Annotated in this window: 1 protein-coding gene; it reads left to right on the top strand. The window is 62.3% G+C overall.

Going from position 1 to position 1,171, the window contains the following annotated elements; genetic code table 11:
- Positions 1–91 precede the first annotated feature (91 nt).
- Positions 92–1,152 (top strand): IS630 family transposase gene (locus KEC16_RS19610; protein ID WP_211552106.1). Its coding sequence is split into 2 segments (ribosomal slippage): positions 92–584 and positions 584–1,152, totalling 1,062 coding nucleotides; the frame shifts between segments, so codons are not numbered across the junction.
- The last annotated feature ends 19 nt before the right edge of the window (positions 1,153–1,171 follow it).

The raw sequence follows: 1,171 nt of genomic DNA, 5'->3' as shown, positions 1-1,171 counted from the left end.
TAATACCAATTCCCGATAATTGCGACTCATGGCGGGGATTCCCAAGGAGGCGCTGATCTGATTCAACATGGCAAACGATGGGAGGTTTGCCATGGCGGCGGCGGTTCAGCTTCGAGAAGATTTCACGGCGCAGGGTCTGCGTGAATTGGCCAGGGTGTCGCGTTGCGCGAACCAGACACGGCGCCTTCTGGCCCTGGCAGAAATCTATGACGGCCGATCCCGGACGGAGGCGGCGCGAGTTGGCGGCGTCGGTCTGCAGACCTTGCGGGACTGGGTGTTGTCCTTCAATGCCGAGGGTCCGTCCGGGCTGCTAAACGGCAAGGCCCCTGGCAGTCCGCCGATCCTTGACGCGAGCCAGCGGCAGGCGCTGGCGGTGATGGTAGATACCGGCCCGATCCCATCGGTTCACGGCGTTGTCCGTTGGCGCCTGGTGGACTTGGCGCAATGGCTGTTCGAGGAATTCCGCCTGTCGATCAGCAAGCAGACCCTGAGCCGCGAGTTGCGTGCCATGGGGTTCCGCAAAATCTCGGCGCGGCCCCGCCACCATGCTCAGGATGCCGAGGCGCCAGAGGCGTTCAAAAAAACTTCCCCGCTCGCCTGGAAGAGATCGCCACCCATGAAGTGGCAGGCAAGCCCATAGAAATCTGGTGGCAGGATGAAGCCCGCATCGGGCAGAAGAACAAGATCACGCGGCGCTGGGCGCGACGCGGAACGCGGCCGGTGGCGCCGCATGACCAGCGCACCAAGTCGGCTTGGCTGTTCGGCGCCATCTGCCCGGCCGAGGGGAAGGGCGCCGGTCTCGTCCTGCCGTTCTGCAACACCAGGGCGATGACCCTGCACCTGGAGGAAATCTCCCTGGCCGTCGCACCTGGTGCCCATGCCGTCGTCCTGCTCGATCAGGCCGGATGGCATCTCGCCGATGATCTACCGATCCCCGACAATATCACCCTGTTGCCACTCCCACCCAAGTGCCCCGAACTGAACCCCGTTGAAAACATCTGGCAGTTCATCCGCGAAAACTGGCTGTCCAACCGCGTCTTCGCCTCATACGAGGAAATCGTCGACCACTGCTGCTGCGCATGGAACAAACTCGTCGATCAGCCCTGGACCATCATGTCCATCGGGTTGCGCCAGTGGGCACATGGGTTCTGATCAATGGGACTTGGTATAA

The sequence above is a fragment of the Magnetospirillum sulfuroxidans genome, from assembly GCF_018224925.1.
GTDB lineage: Bacteria > Pseudomonadota > Alphaproteobacteria > Rhodospirillales > Magnetospirillaceae > Magnetospirillum > Magnetospirillum sulfuroxidans.
The sequence above is the reverse complement of the archived record's forward strand: the minus strand, read 5'-3'. Positions and strand labels throughout refer to the sequence as shown.